Origin of the sequence: Streptomyces sp. PCS3-D2 (genome assembly GCF_000612545.2) — a bacterium.
Classification (GTDB): Bacteria; Actinomycetota; Actinomycetes; order Streptomycetales; family Streptomycetaceae; genus Streptomyces.
In genome coordinates, this window is record NZ_CP097800.1 from 6252374 (window position 1) to 6270224 (window position 17851).

Here is a 17851-nt window from a genome sequence, read left to right on the forward strand (position 1 = left end):
AGCGGGTTGGGTGGGCGGCACTCCGTTGCTCCCCCGACTACGTTCCCTTCCCGGCCTGTTCGCGCACCTTCTCGGCGATCTGTGGCGGCATGGGTTCGTGCCGGGCGTAGGCGCGGGCGAAGCGGCCGGTGCCGTGCGAGACGGAGCGCAGTTCGACGGCGTACCGGCCGATCTCTATCTCCGGGATCTCGGCGCGGACCCGGGTACGGCCGGAACCGGCCTGGTCGGTGCCGACGACACGGCCCCGGCGGCCCGCGAGATCGCTCATGACGGGTCCGACGTACTCGTCGGGGATCAGGACGTCGAGCTCGGCGACCGGTTCGAGCAGGTCGATCCGGGCCTCCGCCGCGGCCTCACGCAGGGCGAGTGCGCCGGCGGTCTGGAAGGCGGCGTCCGAGGAGTCCACCGAGTGCGCCTTGCCGTCGAGGAGGGTGATCCGCACATCGACCAGCGGGTATCCGGCCGCGACCCCGCGGGCGGCCTGGCTGCGCACGCCCTTCTCCACGGACGGGATGAACTGGCGGGGTACCGCCCCGCCGACGACCTTGTCGACGAACTCGATGCCGCTGCCGGGCGGGAGCGGCTCGACCTCGATCTCGCAGATCGCGAACTGGCCGTGGCCGCCCGACTGTTTGACGTGCCGGCCGCGACCGGCCGCCTTCCCGCTGAAGGTCTCGCGCAGGCTCACCCGGTGCGGGACGGGATCGACCTGGACGCCGTAGCGGGTGCGCAGCCGCTCCAGGGCCACGTCCTGGTGGGCCTCGCCGAGGCTCCACAGGACGACCTGGTGGGTGTGCGGGTTCTGTTCCAGCCGCATGGTGGGGTCCTCGGCGACGAGCCGGGCCAGTCCCTGCGAGAGCTTGTCCTCGTCGGCCTTGCTGTGGGCCTCGATGGCGAGGGGAAGCAGCGGGTCGGGCATGGTCCAGGGGGCCATCAGGAGCGGATCGTCCTTGGCGGAGAGGGTGTCGCCGGTCTCCGCGCGACTGAGCCTGGCCACGCAGGCCAGGTCTCCGGCGATGCACCTGCCGAGGGCGCGCTGCTGTTTGCCGAAGGGGGCGGTGAGGGTTCCGATCCGTTCGTCGGCCTCGTGGAGCGCAGGGTCCTCCTGGTTCCGGTCGGCCTGGCCGTGCCCGCTGACGTGGACGGTCTCCTCGGGGGTCAGGGTGCCGGAGAAGACGCGTACGAGGGAGACGCGGCCGACGTAGGGGTCGGAGGAGGTCTTGACGACCTCGGCGACCAACGGCCCGTCGGGGTCGCAGACGGCGTCGGGGCGGGCGGAGCCGTCGGGGCGGGTGACCGTGACGGCGGGGCGCTCCAGCGGGGTCGGGAAGCCGCCCGTGATCAGTTCGAGGAGTTCCACCGTGCCGAGCCCCTGACGGGCGCCGTCGGCCGCCGGAGCGGCCATCAGGACGGGGTGGAAGGTGCCGCGCGCGACGGCCCGCTCCAGGTCGTCGACGAGCGTCTTGAGGTCGATGTCCTCGCCGCCGAGGTAGCGGTCCATGAGGGTCTCGTCCTCGCTCTCGGCGATGATCGCCTCGATCAGGCGTGCGCGGGCCTCGGTGATGAGCTCCCGCTCGTCCGGGTCCGGGGCACGCTCCACCCGCTCGCCGGAGGCGTACTCGTACACGCGCTGCGAGAGCAGGCCGAGCAGTCCGGTGACCGGCGCGTGCCCGTCCGGGCCGGCGGGGCCGTGCAGGGGGAGGTAGAGGGGGATGACCGCGTCCGGGTCGTCCGCGCCGAAGATCTCGCCGCACACGGTGGTCATCTGCGTGTAGTCCGAGCGCGCGGCCTCCAGGTGGGTCACGACGATGGCGCGGGGCATGCCGACGGCCTCGCACTCGTCCCAGACCATGCGGGTGGCGCCGTCGATCCCGTCCGAGGCCGAAACCACGAAAAGGGCCGCGTCCGCGGCGCGCAGACCGGCCCTGAGCTCCCCGACGAAGTCGGCGTATCCGGGGGTGTCCAAGATGTTGATCTTGATCCCGTCCCATTCGACGGGGACGAGGGAGAGCTGGATGGACCGCTGGCGCCGGTGTTCCATCTCGTCGTAGTCGGAGACGGTGGCGCCGTCCTCGACCCGACCGGCCCGGTTGACCGCTCCTGCGGTCAGGGCGAGTGCCTCGACCAGCGTGGTCTTGCCGGATCCGCTGTGGCCGACCAGCACGACGTTCCGTAGGGAAGAGGGACGGTCGGCCGTCAGTGCCCTGCCGGCGGCTCCGGCTTGGTGTGATGTGGCTCCCATGGTGCTCGTGCCTCCCGGTGGTGACGGTGAGGAGGGTGGGTTCCTTGTCCCCGCGCATGAGGAATGCGCGGTTCTACGAGCTTTGCACTGCTGTCACACCGCGTCCATACGTCGTACCGGAGACGTACGCAGGGGGCGCCCGCGGCGGTCCGCGGCGTGACGAGCGCCTTACCGGGCGAGAACCGGTGGGTGCGCGGCGCTCCGGCGGCGGCGTGCTGGCTACGATGGGCCAGCCGGTGGCCGTGGTGGCCGTGCGGCCCAGCGACCCTCCGGGAAGGCCATGCTGAACAAGTACGCGCGTGCATTCTTCACGCGTGTTCTCACGCCATTCGCCGCATTTCTGCTCCGGCGGGGGGTGAGCCCGGACGCGGTCACCCTGATCGGCACGGCCGGAGTGGTGGCGGGCGCGCTGGTCTTCTTCCCCCGCGGGGAGTTCTTCTGGGGCACCATCACCATCACCCTCTTCGTCTTCTCCGACCTCGTCGACGGGAACATGGCCCGCCAGGCCGGGATCTCCAGCCGCTGGGGCGCCTTCCTCGACTCCACCCTCGACCGGGTGGCAGACGCGGCGATCTTCGGCGGCCTCGCCCTCTGGTACGCCGGCAACGGTGACGACAACGCGCTGTGCGCGGTGGCGATCTTCTGCCTGGCCAGCGGCCAGGTGGTGTCGTACACCAAGGCGCGCGGCGAGTCGATCGGGCTGCCCGTGGCCGTCAACGGACTCATCGAGCGCGCCGAACGCCTGGTCATCTCGCTGGTCGCGGCCGGGCTGTCGGGTCTGCAGGCCTTCGGGGTGCCGTCCTGGATCGGGATCCTCCTGCCGATCGCCCTGTGGGTGGTTGCCTTCGGCTCGCTCGTCACGCTGGTCCAGCGCGTGGTCACCGTGCGCCGCGAGTCCGCCGAGGCCGACGCCGCGGCCGCCCCCGAAGGGGGTACCGCCTGATGGGCGCGGCACAGGACAAGCTGGTCGACGGGCTCTACGGGCTCGGCTGGGCCGGGGTCAAGAAGCTGCCCGAGCCGGCCGCCGTGGCGCTGGGCCGGCGGATCGCGGACTTCGCGTGGAAGCGCCGCGGCACGAGCGTGCTGCGGCTGGAGTCCAACCTGGCCCGGGTGGTGCCCGACGCCGGGCCGGAGCGGCTGCGCGAGCTCTCCCAGGCCGGCATGCGTTCGTACATGCGGTACTGGATGGAATCCTTCCGGCTGCCCACGATGGACCCGAAGCGGTTCAGCACGGACGTGGAGTTCAAGGACGAGCACATCCTGCGCGAGGCCCTCGCCTCCGGGCGCGGGGTCGTCGTCGCCCTGCCGCACCTCGCCAACTGGGACCTCGCCGGCGCCTGGGCCATCGGCCACCTCGGGGTGCCGTTCACCACCGTCGCCGAACGGCTCAAACCCGAGACCCTCTACGACCGCTTCGTCGCCTACCGCGAGAGCCTGGGCATGGAGGTCCTGCCGCACAGCGGCGGCGCCGCCTTCGGCATCCTGGCGCGGCGGTTGCGTTCGGGCGGCCTGGTCTGCCTGGTCGCGGACCGCGACCTGTCGGCCTCCGGGGTCGAGGTGGACTTCTTCGGTGCGACGGCCCGCATGCCGGCCGGGCCGGCGCTGCTGGCCCAGCAGACCGGCGCGGTGCTGATCCCGGCCACCCTGCACTACGGCGACACGCCGAAGATGTACGGCCGGATCCACCCCGAGGTGGAGGTCCCGAAGACCGGGACCCGGGCGGAGAAGACCACCGTGATGACACAAGCGGTGGCGGACGCCTTCGCGTGGGGCATCGCCGAGCACCCGGAGGACTGGCACATGCTCCAGCGCCTCTGGCTGGACGACCTGGAGGAGCGCACGCCGTGAAGATCGGCATCGTGTGCCCGTACTCGTGGGACGTGCCGGGCGGAGTCCAGTTCCACATCCGGGACCTGGCCGAGCACCTGATCGGCCTCGGCCACGAGGTCTCGGTGCTGGCCCCGGCCGACGACGAAACCCCGCTCCCGCCCTACGTGGTCTCGGCGGGCCGCGCCGTGCCCGTGCCGTACAACGGATCCGTGGCCCGGCTGAACTTCGGCTTCCTCTCCGCCGCCCGGGTCCGGCGCTGGCTGCACGACGGCACCTTCGACGTCATCCACATCCACGAGCCGGCCTCGCCGTCGCTGGGACTGCTGTCCTGCTGGGCGGCCCAGGGACCGATCGTGGCCACCTTCCACACCTCCAACCCGCGCTCTCGGGCGATGATCGCCGCGTACCCGATCCTGCAGCCTGCGCTGGAGAAGATCAGCGCGCGGATCGCGGTGAGCGAGTACGCGCGTCGCACCCTCGTGGAGCACCTGGGCGGGGACGCCGTGGTGATCCCCAACGGCGTCGACGTGGACTTCTTCGCGAAGGCCGAGCCGAAGGCGGAATGGAGCGGCCGGACACTCGGCTTCATCGGCCGCATCGACGAGCCGCGCAAGGGCCTGCCGGTGCTGATGGCGGCCTTCCCGAAGATCGTGGAGGCCTGCCCGGACGTGCGGCTGCTGGTCGCGGGCCGCGGTGACGAGGAGGAGGCGGTGGCCTCGCTGCCGCCGGGCCTGCGCTCGCGCGTCGAGTTCCTCGGGATGGTCTCGGACGAGGACAAGGCCAGGCTGCTGCGCAGCGTCGACGTGTACGTCGCCCCGAACACCGGCGGCGAGAGCTTCGGGATCATCCTGGTCGAGGCCCTGTCGGCGGGCGCCGCGGTGCTGGCGTCGGACCTGGACGCCTTTGCACAGGTCCTGGACCAGGGCGGGGCCGGCGACCTCTTCGCCAACGAGAACGCGGACGCCCTGGCGGCGGGAGCCATCGCCCTTCTGCGGGACCCGGAGCGCCGGGCGCGGCTCAGCGCCAGCGGCTCGGCGCACGTCCGCCGCTTCGACTGGTCGACGGTCGGGGCGGACATCCTGGCGGTCTACGAGACGGTGACGGACGGCGCGGCCGCGGTGGGCGCCGACGAGCACGTCCCGCTCCGCACCCGCCTCGGCTTCTCCCGGAACGCTCAGGAGTCCTGACCGGCGGCACCGGCCCGGCCGGGGGCCGGCACCGGTCGTCGGGCCCGCCCCGAGCGCGGCCGGGGCGGCCGCCGCGAGGGCGCCCGCCGGCGCGATCGGCGGGCAGCCCGCGGGCCCGCGGGCTGCCCGCCGGCGCGATCGGCGGGCAGCCCGCGGGCCCGCGGGTGACCTGGCGTTCCCCGTCCCCCTCGGGTTGCGCGGACCGCGCAGGCGGCGCGCCCGGATCGGGCCCGGTCGGCCCGGTGGGAGCCGGGGACGTGCGGAGCGGTAGGGTCGCGCAGCGTGATCGAAACCCTTGTCTGGATCGCCCTGGCCCTCGCTGTCATCGGCGTCTACCTCAGCTGGACCGCCGGGCGGCTGGACCGGCTGCACTCGCGCATGGACGCCTCGCGGGCCGCGCTCGACGCGCAGCTCGTCCGGCGTGCCTCCGTGGTGCTTGAGGTGGCCACCTCCGGGGCGCTCGACCCGGCCTCCTCGCTGGTGCTGTACGAGGCCGCGCACGCCGCCCGGCAGGCCGAGGAGGACCACCGGGAGGTCGCCGAGAGCGAGCTCAGCCAGGCGCTGCGGGCGGTATTCGCCGACACCGACCAGGTCGAGGTGCTGAAGGCGGCTCCGGGCGGGGCGCAGGCGACCGAGGAGCTGGCGGCGGCCGTCCGTCGGGTGCCGATGGCCCGCAGGTTCCACAACGACGCCGTACGGGCCGCCCGCGCGCTGCGCCGCCACCGCAAGGTCCGCTGGTTCAGACTGGCCGGACACGCGCCGTTCCCGCTGGCCTTCGAGATGGACGACGAGCCCCCGGCGGACCTGGCGGACCGGCCCGCTTAGAGCCACGAGGGACAAATGAAAGAGCCACTGGCTCCACATTGGCCCTTGTAGTGGACTGATCCGCTGGGGTTTCCTCGGCCGAGTAGTACCCGTCTTCCTTTCGAGTGAGGTCAATCCGTGAGCACGCTTCCCACCTCCCCCCAGTCCGCCGAGTCGGCGATCGGCACCTCGCGCGTCAAGCGCGGCATGGCCGAGCAGCTGAAGGGCGGCGTGATCATGGACGTGGTCAACGCCGAGCAGGCGAAGATCGCCGAGGACGCCGGCGCCGTGGCCGTCATGGCTCTGGAGCGGGTCCCGGCCGACATCCGCAAGGACGGCGGCGTCGCGCGCATGTCCGACCCCAACATGATCGAGGAGATCATCGGGGCCGTGTCCATCCCCGTGATGGCCAAGTCCCGCATCGGCCACTTCGTCGAGGCCCAGGTCCTGCAGTCGCTCGGTGTCGACTACATCGACGAGTCCGAGGTCCTGACCCCGGCCGACGAGGTCAACCACTCCGACAAGTGGGCCTTCACCACCCCCTTCGTCTGCGGCGCCACCAACCTCGGCGAGGCCCTGCGCCGCATCGCCGAGGGTGCGGCCATGATCCGCTCGAAGGGCGAGGCCGGCACCGGCAACGTCGTCGAGGCCGTCCGCCACCTGCGCCAGATCAAGAACGAGATCGCCAAGCTGCGCGGCTTCGACAACAACGAGCTGTACGCCGCCGCCAAGGAGCTGCGCGCCCCGTACGAGCTCGTCAAGGAGGTCGCCGAGCTCGGCAAGCTCCCCGTCGTGCTGTTCTCCGCCGGTGGTGTCGCCACCCCGGCCGACGCCGCCCTGATGCGCCAGCTCGGCGCCGAGGGCGTCTTCGTCGGCTCCGGCATCTTCAAGTCCGGCGACCCGGCCAAGCGCGCCGCCGCCATCGTGAAGGCCACCACCTTCTTCGACGACCCGAAGGTCATCGCGGACGCCTCCCGCAACCTGGGCGAGGCCATGGTCGGCATCAACTGCGACACCCTCCCCGAGGCCGAGCGCTACGCCAACCGCGGCTGGTAGTCCCGACATGACCAACACCCCCGTGATCGGTGTCCTGGCCCTCCAGGGCGACGTACGGGAGCACCTGATCGCCCTGGCCGCGGCGGACGCCGTGGCCAGGCCGGTCCGGCGCCCCGAGGAGCTCGCCGAGGTCGACGCCCTGGTGATCCCCGGCGGAGAGTCCACGACCATGTCGAAGCTCGCCGTGCTCTTCGGCATGCTGGAGCCGCTGCGCGAGCGCGTGGCCGCCGGCATGCCCGTGTACGGCACCTGCGCAGGCATGATCATGCTCGCCGACAAGCTCCTCGACGGCCGTGACGACCAGGAGACCCTGGGCGGCATCGACATGATCGTGCGCCGCAACGCCTTCGGCCGACAGAACGAGTCCTTCGAAGCGCAGGTCGACTTCGCGGGCATCGAGGGCGGACCCGTCGAGGGCGTCTTCATCCGCGCCCCGTGGGTCGAGTCCGTCGGCGGCGCCGCCGAGGTGCTCGCCACCTACGACGGCCACACGGTGGCCGTGCGCCAGGGCAACGTCCTGGCGACCTCGTTCCACCCCGAACTGACCGGCGACGACCGGGTCCACGCGTACTTCGTCGAGATGGTGCGCGCGGGGCTGTGACGAGCTCCCGGTAGGATCGGGGACGAACACTGTTGGTTACGCGAAGGAGACAGGCGGATGTCCGGCCACTCTAAATGGGCTACGACGAAGCACAAGAAGGCCGTGATCGATGCCAAGCGCGGCAAGCTCTTCGCGAAGCTGATCAAGAACATCGAGGTCGCGGCGCGCATGGGCGGTGCCGACATCGACGGCAACCCGACGCTTTTCGACGCGGTCCAGAAGGCCAAGAAGCAGTCGGTCCCGAACAAGAACATCGACTCCGCGGTCAAGCGCGGCGGCGGCCTCGAGGCCGGCGGCGCCGACTACGAGACGATCATGTACGAGGGCTACGGTCCGAACGGTGTCGCGGTGCTCATCGAGTGCCTCACCGACAACCGCAACCGCGCCGCGTCCGACGTCCGTGTCGCCATGACCCGCAACGGCGGCTCGATGGCCGACCCGGGCTCGGTCTCGTACCTGTTCAACCGCAAGGGTGTCATCATCCTGCCCAAGGCCGAGCTCACCGAGGACGACGTCCTCGGCGCGGTGCTGGAGGCCGGTGCCGAAGAGGTCAACGACAACGGCGACACCTTCGAGATCATCAGTGAGGCCACCGACCTGGTCGCGGTCCGCACCGCGCTCCAGGACGCCGGCATCGACTACGACTCGGCCGACTCCAGCTTCGTCCCGACCATGCAGGTCGAGCTCGACGAAGAGGGCGCCCGCAAGATCTTCAAGCTGATCGACGCGCTTGAGGACAGCGACGACGTCCAGAACGTCTTCGCCAACTTCGACGTCTCCGACGAGGTCATGGAGAAGGTCGACGCGTAGGGCGGCCGCGCACCGAGCGGATCCGGCGGGCCGGTGGGGACACGTCCCCCCGGCCCGCCGCCGTTGTCAGTGCCAGCGGATAGCCTGACGGCGTCGGCGGGTCCGCGCCGGCGGTCCGCAGCCCACAGGGCCCGCGGAGGCGGCAGGGTCCTTGCGGTGAAGAGGGGTGGGCGGTGCGGGTACTGGGCGTGGACCCGGGGCTGACACGATGCGGGGTCGGCGTGGTCGAAGGCGCCGCCGGTCGCCCCCTCGCCATGCTCGGCGTGGGGGTGGTGCGGACGCCCGCCGACGCCGATCTGGCCCACCGGCTCGTCGCCGTCGAGCAGGGCATCGAGGAATGGCTCGACACGCACCGGCCCGAAGTCGTCGCCGTGGAGCGGGTCTTCAGCCAGCACAACGTCAGCACCGTGATGGGCACCGCCCAGGCGAGCGCCGTCGCGATGCTCTGCGCCGCCCGCCGCGGGATACCGGTCGCCCTGCACACCCCCAGCGAGGTCAAGGCCGCCGTCACCGGCAGCGGCCGGGCCGACAAGGCCCAGGTCGGCGCGATGGTCACCCGCTTGCTGCGGCTGTCCGGACCGCCCCGGCCCGCCGATGCGGCCGACGCCCTGGCGCTGGCCGTCTGCCACATCTGGCGGGCCCCTGCCGTCAACCGTCTCCAGCAGGCGGTCGCCCAGCACGCCCAGCACGCCCCGAAAGGCCGTACCCGATGATCGCCTTCGTCAACGGCGTGGTCGCCGCGCTCACCCCCGCCCTCGCCGTGATCGAGGTCGGGGGAGTGGGCATGGCCGTGCACTGCACGCCGAACACCATCGCCGGCCTGCGCGTGGGGGAGCAGGCCCGGCTGGCGACCTCCCTGGTCGTCCGGGAGGACTCGCTGACCCTGTACGGCTTCGCCGACGACGACGAGCGCCAGGTCTTCGAGCTCCTGCAGACCGCGAGCGGCGTCGGACCACGCGTGGCGCAGGCCATGCTCGGCGTGCACACCCCCGACGCCCTGCGGGCGGCCTTCGCCTCGGGCGACGCCAAGGCGCTGACGGCGGTGCCGGGCATCGGGCCGAAGGGCGCGCAGAAGCTGCTGCTCGAACTCAAGGGCAAGCTGGGCGCACCCGCCCCGGTCGTGGGCGCCCAGCGGGCGGTCGCATCGGCGCCCGCACCCTGGACCGAGCAGCTCACGGCCGCTCTGATCGGCCTCGGCTACGCCTCACGGGAGGCGGAGGAGGCCGTGGTGATCGTGACCCCGCAGGCGGAGGCCGCCATCGCCTCCGGCGGCTCGGCCCCCGTGCCCCAGTTGCTGCGGGCGGCCCTCCAGTCCCTGAACCGCGCCCGCTGACGGGGCCGGCAACGGCGCCGGGCGCACACGCCCCGGCCCGCACGCCGGGTGGCAGCCCACGCCGCCCGGTGCAGGCGCGCGATCCGCGGGCACCCCGGACCGACCACCGCAATGACGCAGAAGGCAGACTGACAGCGTGAACTGGGATGACGAGAGCGACGACCGGATCGTGGCCGCCGCGGCGGATGGTGAGGACACCGCGGTCGAGGCGGCCCTGCGCCCCAAGGACCTGGGGGAGTTCGTCGGCCAGGAGAAGGTCCGCCAGCAGCTGGACCTGGTCCTGAAGGCGGCCAAGCAGCGCGGGGCCACGGCGGACCACGTCCTGCTGTCGGGCGCCCCCGGACTCGGCAAGACCACCCTGTCCATGATCATCGCAGCCGAGATGGGGGCACCCATTCGGATCACCTCCGGCCCCGCCATCCAGCACGCCGGGGACCTCGCCGCGATCCTGTCCTCCCTCCAGGAGGGCGAAGTCCTCTTCCTCGACGAGATCCACCGCATGTCCCGGCCCGCCGAGGAGATGCTCTACATGGCCATGGAGGACTTCCGCGTCGACGTGATCGTCGGCAAGGGGCCCGGGGCCACCGCGATCCCGCTGGAGCTGCCGCCCTTCACCCTGGTCGGCGCCACGACCCGGGCCGGACTGCTGCCTCCGCCGCTGCGCGACCGCTTCGGCTTCACCGGCCACATGGAGTTCTACGCCCCCGAGGAACTGGAGCGCGTCGTCCACCGCTCCGCCCGCCTCCTCGACGTGGAGATCGACACCGCCGGTGCGGCGGAGATCGCCGGACGCTCGCGGGGCACCCCGCGCATCGCCAACCGCCTGCTGCGCCGGGTGCGCGACTACGCCCAGGTCCGGGCGGACGGGGCGATCAACCGGGAGGTCGCCGCCAGCGCCCTGCAGGTGTACGAGGTGGACGCCCGCGGTCTCGACCGGCTGGACCGGGCCGTTCTGGAGGCGCTCCTGAAACTGTTCGGGGGTGGGCCCGTGGGGCTGTCCACCCTCGCCGTGGCGGTGGGGGAGGAGCGGGAGACCGTCGAGGAGGTCGCGGAACCCTTCCTGGTCCGTGAGGGACTGCTCGCGCGCACCCCCAGGGGCCGGGTCGCGACCCCCGCCGCCTGGGCTCACCTGGGCCTTGTCGCACCGCAGCACGGCGGAAGCGGATCAACGGGGCAACAGGGCCTGTTCGGGCCATGACGGCGCGGAGGTTCGCCCCCTCAGGAACTGCGGTGCCATGCTGGGCGTTGTTCCATCGGTGCGGACTCGCCTAGACTCCGCCGATGCCGACCCTTCGGGTCGGCGTGCCCACCCCCGTAGAAAAGGCCGCCGTCCGCGTGCGGTCGTGCGAAGGATTTCCGTCCCGTGAATCTCGTGACACTCCTCCCGTTCATCGTGCTCATCGGGGCGATGTTCCTGATGACCCGCTCCGCGAAGAAGAAGCAGCAGCAGGCCGCGCAGATGCGCGACCAGATGACGCCCGGCACCGGGGTCCGCACCATCGGCGGCATGTACGCCACGGTGAAGGAGATCGGTGACGACACGGTCACCCTTGAGGTGGCTCCCGGCGTCCACGCGATCTACGCGAAGAACGCCATCGGCGCCGTACTGGAGGACGCGGAGTACAACCGCATCGTTCACGGCATCGACGACGTGACGACCGACACGCCCGCCGTGCCGGACGACGTCTCGTCCCTCACCAAGGACGAGGACGGGTCGCCGAAGCTGGACCTGGGCAAGAAGGACGAGCCCAAGGGCGACGACAAGCCCGGGGACGGCGAGGCCGGCGCGAAGTAGCGCGCGGCCGGGGACCGTGCGGTCGCCCGACCGGCGGTCGGTACGGTCCCCGTCAGTGACACTTCTGCGGGGGGCAGGGGTCCCCACCACACATTTCGTGGCCGTCCGCGCGCTGACCCGGCGCGGGACGGTTGGACAGGGAGAAACGACAAGGTGGCAGCACCGAAGAAGGGCCGGCGGCCCACGGGGGCTCAGGGGAGGCCGGGGCGCGCCCTGGCGATCATCCTGATCGCGATGGTGGCGCTCACCGCGGGGATGTTCCTCTCCGATCAGACGACTCCCCGGCTGGGCATCGACCTCGCCGGCGGCACGAGCATCACGCTCAAGGCCAAGAGCGAGCCCGGCAAAGAGAACGCCGTCAACGAGACCAACATGAACACGGCGGTCGGCATCATCGAGCGCCGCGTCAACGGCCTCGGCGTCTCCGAGGCCGAGGTCCAGACGCAGGGCCGCGACCACATCATCGTGAACATCCCCAAGGGGATGAACGAGAAGCAGGCGCGCGAGCAGGTCGGTACCACCGCCCAGCTCTACTTCCGCCCGGTCATCGCGTTCGCGGACGGCGCCCCCGCCGCTCCCGAGGGCGCCCAGAGCCCGAGCCCCTCCGCGAGCGGCTCCGGTGCCCCCGAGGCCCAGGACGGGAACAAGACCAGCCCGTCCGCCACCCCGTCGTCCAGCGCCACTTCCCAGGGCCGCGCGCTCAGCGAGGGCCTCAAGGCCCCGAACGCGCCCACTCCCACGCCGTCGGCGAGCGAGTCGAAGAAGGCAGACGACAAGGCGGATCCGTCGCCGTCCGCGAGTGCTCCCGCAGCCGACCCGGCCGCCGCGGACCTGCAGGCCCGGTTCGCCGCGCTCGACTGCACGAACGAAGAGCAGCGCGCGAACGTCGGCAAGGGCGTCAAGCCCACCGACCCGACGCTCGCCTGCGGTCAGCGCGGCGACCAGTGGGGCAAGTGGATCCTGGGCCCGGCCGCGGTCGAGGGCAAGGACGTCAAGAGCGCCCGGGGCGAGATCGACCCGCAGTCGGGCCAGTGGATCGTCACGATGAACTTCAACGACCACGGCGCCGACGCCTTCGCGAAGGTCACCGGCGAGCTGGCGGCCAAGCAGATGCCGCAGAACCAGTTCGCGATCGTCCTCGACGGCGACGTCATCTCCGACCCGTCGGTCAGCACCGCGATCACCGGCGGCAACGCACAGATCTCCGGTGGCTTCAACCAGCAGTCCGCGCAGGACCTGGGCAACATGCTCTCGTACGGCGCCCTGCCGCTGTCCTTCCAGGAGGACAGCGTCACCACCGTCACCGCCGCGCTCGGCGGCGAGCAGCTGCGCGCCGGTCTGATCGCCGGTGCGATCGGCCTCCTCCTCGTGGTGGTGTACCTGCTGGTCTACTACCGCGGTCTGGCCTTCATCGCGATCATCAGCCTCCTGGTCTCCGCGATCCTGACCTACACGATCATGGCGCTGCTGGGCAAGGGCATCGGCTTCGCCCTGAACCTGCCGGCCGTGTGTGGTGCGATCGTGGCCATCGGCATCACCGCGGACTCGTTCATCGTGTACTTCGAGCGCATCCGTGACGAGATCCGCGAGGGCCGCACCCTGCGTCCGGCCGTCGAGCGCGCCTGGCCGCGTGCCCGCCGTACGATCCTGGTCTCCGACTTCGTGTCGTTCCTCGCCGCCGCGGTGCTGTTCATCGTCACCGTCGGCAAGGTGCAGGGCTTCGCCTTCACGCTGGGTCTGACCACCCTGCTCGACGTGGTCGTGGTGTTCCTCTTCACCAAGCCCGTCATGACGCTCCTGGCGCGCACGAAGTTCTTCTCCAGCGGTCACCCGTGGTCCGGGCTGGACCCGAGGCGGCTGGGCGCCAAGCCCCCGCTGCGCAGCTCCCGGCGCACCGCCGCACCCGCCCCCGTCGAAGCAAAGGAGGCGTGAGAGATGTCGAAGCTGGGAGATCTCGGCGCCAAGCTGTACCGCGGTGAGGTCGGCTACGACTTCGTCGGCAAGCGCTTTCTCTGGTACGGCGTTTCCATCCTGATCACCATCACGGCGATCGTCGCCCTGGCCGTCCAGGGCCTCAACATGGGCATCGAGTTCAAGGGCGGAGCCGTCTTCACCACCCCGAAGACGGCCCTCTCGGTCGCCGGTGTCACGGAGGCCGCGGAGAAGGCCTCCGGCCACGACGCGATCGTCCAGGAACTCGGCACCGGCGGCATGCGCATCCAGATCTCCGGTCTGGACACCGACGCCGCGACCGACGTGAAGAAGGAACTGGCCACCGACCTCAAGGTGAGCGAGGCCGACATCAACGCCGATCTGGTCGGCCCCAGCTGGGGCGAGCAGATCGCGAACAAGGCCTGGACCGGCCTCGGCGTCTTCATGGTCCTCGTGGTGATCTACCTCGCCATCGCCTTCGAATGGCGCATGGCCGTCGCCGCGCTGATCGCCCTGATCCACGACCTCACCATCACCGTCGGCGTGTACGCGCTCGTCGGCTTCGAGGTCACCCCGGGCACCGTCATCGGTCTGCTGACCATCCTCGGTTACTCCCTCTACGACACCGTCGTCGTCTTCGACGGTCTCAAGGAGGGCTCGAAGGACATCACCAAGCAGACCCGCTACACCTTCAGCGAGATCGCCAACCGCAGCATCAACGGCACCCTGGTCCGTTCGATCAACACCACGGTCGTGGCGCTGCTCCCGGTCGCGGCCCTGCTGTTCATCGGCGGCGGTTTCCTGGGCGCCGGCATGCTGAACGACATCTCGCTGTCGCTGTTCGTCGGCCTCGCGGCCGGTGCGTACTCCTCGATCTTCATCGCGACCCCGCTGGTCGTGGACCTCAAGGAGCGCGAGCCGGCCATGAAGGCGCTGAAGAAGCGGGTGCTCGCCAAGCGCGCGTCCGCGGCGGCCAAGGGCGAGTCCCCCGAGGACGCGCAGGGCTCCGACGAGCCGCAGGTCGTGTCGCAGGGCCGTCAGCCCGGGCGGCGACGTTGACCGGGCCGCTGTCCGACCAGGTACGGGCCCTCCTGCTCAGCCGCATCAAGGACGTGGCGGACTACCCGAAGCCGGGCGTGATGTTCAAGGACATCACCCCGCTCCTGGCGGACCCCGAGGCGTTCGGTGCGCTGACCGGAGCGCTCGTGGAGCTGGCCGGGCTGTACGGCGCGACGAAGATCGTCGGCCTGGAGGCGCGCGGGTTCATCCTCGCGGCGCCGGTGGCCGTGCAGGCCGGAATCGGCTTCGTGCCGGTCCGCAAGGCCGGCAAGCTGCCGGGGGCGACGCTCGCCCAGTCGTACGAGCTGGAGTACGGCGCGGCCGAGATCGAGGTCCACGCGGAGGACCTGTCCGTGGGCGACCGGGTCATGGTCATCGACGACGTGCTGGCCACCGGCGGTACGGCGGAGGCATCCCTGTCGCTGATCCGGCGGGCCGGGGCCGAGGTCGCCGGGGTGGCGGTCCTGATGGAGCTGTCGTTCCTCCCGGGCCGGGCCAAGCTGGTCGGTTCCCTGGCGGGAGCACCGCTGGACGCGCTGATCGTGGTCTGAGCGCTTCGACCGCGCCCCCCCGTACGAGGCGGCGGGCATCCGGAATCCTCCGGGTGCCCGCCGCTCGCGTGCCCGGGCCGTTGCGGCAGGCTGGGCGAACGGGGTGACCCAACCCTCGCTACGATGGGTTATCCGGACCGGACACGGGCACCGGATCCTCCCCCGGAGTCCGCCTGGGGGGACCCCCGTGAGGAGCGCTCTTGCCAGACGAGGCCCAGCCCATCTCCGCCGCGCAGCCCGACCCGCGGGCCGAGCAGGCCACGGCGGCCGCTGCCACGCCCCCGCCGGCCCCGCCGGTCAAGCCCGCGCCCAAGTCGGCACCGGTCAAGCCCGCGCCCGCGAAGTCGGCCGCGTCCTCCAACCGGGTGCGTGCCCGCCTGGCCCGCCTCGGCGTGCAGCGCTCGAATCCGTACAACCCGGTACTGGAGCCGCTGCTGCGCATAGTCCGCGGCAACGACCCCAAGATCGAGACGTCGACGCTGCGCCAGCTGGAGCAGGCCTACCAGGTGGCCGAGCGCTGGCACCGCGGCCAGAAGCGCAAGAGCGGCGATCCGTACATCACGCATCCGCTCGCGGTCACCACCATCCTCGCCGAGCTCGGCATGGACCCGGCCACCCTCATGGCCGGTCTGCTGCACGACACCGTCGAGGACACCGAGTACGGCTTGGAGGACCTGCGCCGCGACTTCGGTGACGCAGTGGCGCTCCTCGTCGACGGGGTCACCAAGCTCGACCGGGTGAAGTTCGGCGAGGCGGCCCAGGCCGAGACCGTCCGCAAGATGGTCGTGGCCATGGCGAAGGACCCGCGCGTCCTGGTCATCAAGCTCGCCGACCGGCTGCACAACATGCGCACGATGCGCTACCTCAAGCGGGAGAAGCAGGAGAAGAAGGCCCGAGAGACCCTTGAGATCTATGCTCCGCTGGCGCACCGGCTGGGCATGAACACGATCAAGTGGGAGCTTGAGGACCTCTCCTTCGCGATCCTCTACCCGAAGATGTACGACGAGATCGTGCGCCTGGTCGCCGAGCGGGCCCCCAAGCGCGACGAGTACCTCGCCCTCGTCACGGACGAGGTCCAGGTGGACCTCAGAGCCGCCCGGATCAAGGCCACCGTCACAGGCCGCCCCAAGCACTACTACAGCGTCTACCAGAAGATGATCGTCCGCGGCCGCGACTTCGCGGAGATCTACGACCTGGTGGGCATCCGCGTCCTCGTCGATACCGTGCGTGACTGCTACGCGGCCCTCGGCACGGTGCACGCGCGCTGGAATCCGGTCCCGGGCCGGTTCAAGGACTACATCGCGATGCCCAAGTTCAACATGTACCAGTCGCTCCACACGACGGTCATCGGGCCCAGCGGCAAGCCCGTCGAACTGCAGATCCGCACCTTCGACATGCACCGCCGCGCCGAGTACGGCATCGCCGCGCACTGGAAGTACAAGCAGCAGACCGTGGCGGGGACCTCCAAGGTGCGCACCGACGTCCCGCAGGCCGCCAAGGGCAGCGCCGGCCAGGACACCGTCAACGACATGGCCTGGCTGCGCCAGCTGCTGGACTGGCAGAAGGAGACCGAGGACCCGGGAGAGTTCCTCGACTCGCTGCGCTTCGACCTCTCGCGCAACGAGGTCTTCGTGTTCACTCCCAAGGGCGACGTCATAGCGCTGCCCGCCGGAGCCACCCCGGTGGACTTCGCGTACGCCGTCCACACCGAGGTCGGCCACCGGACGATAGGCGCCCGGGTCAACGGCCGCCTGGTCCCGCTGGAGTCCACCCTGGACAACGGCGACCTGGTCGAGGTCTTCACCTCGAAGGCCGAGGGCGCCGGACCGTCCCGCGACTGGCTGGGCTTCGTGAAGTCCCCGCGCGCCCGGAACAAGATCCGCGCCTGGTTCTCCAAGGAACGCCGGGACGAGGCCATCGAGCACGGCAAGGACGCCATCGCCCGGGCCATGCGCAAGCAGAACCTGCCGATCCAGCGCATCCTGACCGGCGACTCGCTCGTGACCCTCGCGCACGAGATGCGCTACCCCGACATCTCCTCCCTGTACGCGGCCATCGGCGAGGGCCACGTGGCCGCGCAGGGCGTCGTGCAGAAGCTGGTGGCCGCGCTCGGCGGAGAGGAGGCGGCCAACGAGGACATCGAGGAATCGATCCCGCCCGCGCGGGCCCGCAGCAAGCGGCGCAGCAACGCCGACCCGGGCGTCGTCGTCAAGGGCGTCGACGATGTGTGGGTCAAGCTGGCCCGCTGCTGCACCCCGGTGCCGGGCGACCCGATCATCGGCTTCGTCACCCGCGGCAGTGGCGTATCGGTTCACCGCGCGGACTGCGTCAACGTCGACTCCCTCTCCCAGCAGCCCGAGCGGATGCTGGAGGTCGAGTGGGCGCCCACCCAGTCCTCGGTCTTCCTGGTCGCCATCCAGGTCGAGGCGCTGGACCGGTCCCGGCTGCTGTCGGACGTCACACGGGTCCTGTCCGACCAGCACGTCAACATCCTGTCGGCCGCCGTCCAGACCTCCCGCGACCGGGTGGCCACCTCCCGGTTCACCTTCGAGATGGGCGACCCCAAGCACCTGGGGCACGTCCTGAAGGCCGTCAGGGGTGTGGAGGGCGTCTACGACGTCTACCGCGTCACCTCGGCCCGCCGGCCGTAG

16 protein-coding genes are annotated in these 17851 nt (G+C 71.2%); 15 read left to right on the forward strand and 1 reads right to left on the reverse strand.

The window, feature by feature from the left end:
* Window positions 1-37: 37 nt before the first annotated feature.
* On the reverse strand, window positions 38-2242 hold the full coding sequence (locus AW27_RS28010; RefSeq protein WP_037926034.1) for an elongation factor G-like protein EF-G2: 2205 nt from the start codon (window positions 2240-2242) through the stop codon (window positions 38-40).
* A 280-nt stretch (window positions 2243-2522) separates the two neighbouring features.
* On the opposite strand from AW27_RS28010, the gene pgsA reads away from it, so the two are divergent.
* The 15 genes from pgsA (at window position 2523) to AW27_RS28085 (ending at window position 17851) form a co-directional block, all read left to right on the forward strand.
* The gene (pgsA, locus tag AW27_RS28015) at window positions 2523-3185 is read left to right on the forward strand and encodes a phosphatidylinositol phosphate synthase (RefSeq protein WP_037926037.1); all 663 of its coding nucleotides are present in this window, start codon (window positions 2523-2525) and stop codon (window positions 3183-3185) included.
* A complete protein-coding gene (locus AW27_RS28020) occupies window positions 3185-4090 on the forward strand; it encodes a phosphatidylinositol mannoside acyltransferase (RefSeq protein WP_037926039.1) in 906 nt (301 codons plus the stop codon). The genes pgsA and AW27_RS28020 overlap by 1 nt, the downstream gene beginning before the upstream one ends.
* Window positions 4087-5259, forward strand: coding sequence for a glycosyltransferase family 4 protein (locus AW27_RS28025; protein WP_037926041.1), 1173 nt, complete (start codon window positions 4087-4089; stop codon window positions 5257-5259). Before AW27_RS28020 ends, AW27_RS28025 begins: the two co-directional genes overlap by 4 nt.
* Before the next feature lie 282 nt (window positions 5260-5541).
* A complete protein-coding gene (locus tag AW27_RS28030; RefSeq protein WP_037926044.1) occupies window positions 5542-6084 on the forward strand; it encodes a LemA family protein in 543 nt (180 codons plus the stop codon).
* Window positions 6085-6201: 117 nt separating this feature from the next.
* The gene (gene pdxS / locus AW27_RS28035; RefSeq protein ID WP_037926047.1) at window positions 6202-7119 is read left to right on the forward strand and encodes a pyridoxal 5'-phosphate synthase lyase subunit PdxS; all 918 of its coding nucleotides are present in this window, start codon (window positions 6202-6204) and stop codon (window positions 7117-7119) included.
* A gap of 7 nt (window positions 7120-7126) precedes the next feature.
* Entirely contained in the window at window positions 7127-7720 is a 594-nt protein-coding gene (gene pdxT, locus AW27_RS28040; RefSeq protein WP_037926049.1) for a pyridoxal 5'-phosphate synthase glutaminase subunit PdxT, read from the forward strand.
* Between the two features lie 57 nt (window positions 7721-7777).
* Window positions 7778-8530: a YebC/PmpR family DNA-binding transcriptional regulator gene (locus AW27_RS28045; protein WP_037926051.1), complete on the forward strand. Its 753-nt coding sequence runs from the start codon at window positions 7778-7780 to the stop codon at window positions 8528-8530.
* A gap of 173 nt (window positions 8531-8703) precedes the next feature.
* Window positions 8704-9243 carry a crossover junction endodeoxyribonuclease RuvC gene (gene ruvC / locus AW27_RS28050; RefSeq protein WP_037926054.1) on the forward strand — a complete coding sequence of 180 codons (540 nt, stop codon included), beginning with the start codon at window positions 8704-8706 and terminating at the stop codon, window positions 9241-9243.
* Window positions 9240-9863, forward strand: coding sequence for a Holliday junction branch migration protein RuvA (ruvA, locus tag AW27_RS28055; protein ID WP_037926057.1), 624 nt, complete (start codon window positions 9240-9242; stop codon window positions 9861-9863). The genes ruvC and ruvA overlap by 4 nt, the downstream gene beginning before the upstream one ends.
* Window positions 9864-9999: 136 nt before the next feature.
* On the forward strand, window positions 10000-11061 hold the full coding sequence (ruvB, locus tag AW27_RS28060) for a Holliday junction branch migration DNA helicase RuvB (RefSeq protein WP_037926063.1): 1062 nt from the start codon (window positions 10000-10002) through the stop codon (window positions 11059-11061).
* Between the two features lie 165 nt (window positions 11062-11226).
* On the forward strand, window positions 11227-11658 hold the full coding sequence (gene yajC / locus AW27_RS28065) for a preprotein translocase subunit YajC (RefSeq protein WP_037926066.1): 432 nt from the start codon (window positions 11227-11229) through the stop codon (window positions 11656-11658).
* Window positions 11659-11811: 153 nt separating this feature from the next.
* Window positions 11812-13590, forward strand: a complete 1779-nt coding sequence (gene secD / locus AW27_RS28070; RefSeq protein WP_037926068.1) for a protein translocase subunit SecD — start codon at window positions 11812-11814, stop codon at window positions 13588-13590.
* Window positions 13591-13593: 3 nt separating this feature from the next.
* Window positions 13594-14649 (forward strand): protein translocase subunit SecF, encoded by a 1056-nt coding sequence (gene secF / locus AW27_RS28075; RefSeq protein ID WP_037926071.1) that lies wholly within the window; start codon window positions 13594-13596, stop codon window positions 14647-14649.
* On the forward strand, window positions 14646-15200 hold the full coding sequence (locus AW27_RS28080; protein ID WP_078556867.1) for an adenine phosphoribosyltransferase: 555 nt from the start codon (window positions 14646-14648) through the stop codon (window positions 15198-15200). Before secF ends, AW27_RS28080 begins: the two co-directional genes overlap by 4 nt.
* A 200-nt stretch (window positions 15201-15400) precedes the next feature.
* Entirely contained in the window at window positions 15401-17851 is a 2451-nt protein-coding gene (locus AW27_RS28085) for a RelA/SpoT family protein (protein WP_037926074.1), read from the forward strand.